This is a genomic window from Mesorhizobium sp. M2C.T.Ca.TU.002.02.1.1, from assembly GCF_003997225.1.
In genome coordinates, this window is record NZ_RZTO01001573.1 from 1 (window position 1) to 345 (window position 345).

Annotated in this window: 1 protein-coding gene; it reads left to right on the forward strand. The window is 64.3% G+C overall.

Going from position 1 to position 345, the window contains the following annotated elements; genetic code table 11:
- On the forward strand, positions 1–256 hold a 256-nt coding region (locus tag EOD07_RS37355; protein ID WP_127238564.1), incomplete at its 5' end, for a PTS mannose transporter subunit IID.
- Positions 257–345: the final 89 nt, after the last annotated feature.

Here is a 345-nt window from a genome sequence, read left to right on the forward strand (position 1 = left end):
CACCAATGTCGAGGCGATCATGGGCGCCATCGACAAGGCCTGGTCGGAAGCCGGTGTCGCCATTCTGGTCGATCTCGGCGGTGCCGAGACCAACTCGGAAATGGCGGTGGAGATGATCGGCGAGCCACGCTCGCACAAGATCATCGTCTGCAACGCGCCGATCGTCGAAGGCGCGGTGATGGCGGCGACCGAGGCCTCCGGCGGCGCCTCGCTCCGGGAAGTGGTGGCGACGGCACATGAATTGTCGCCGTCGTGAGTGAACGGGAAGTTTGAAGACATGTCCGCATCCGCCGAAGCGACCGTTGTGATCACCCACGAGGTGGGTCTGCACGCGCGTCCTTCGGT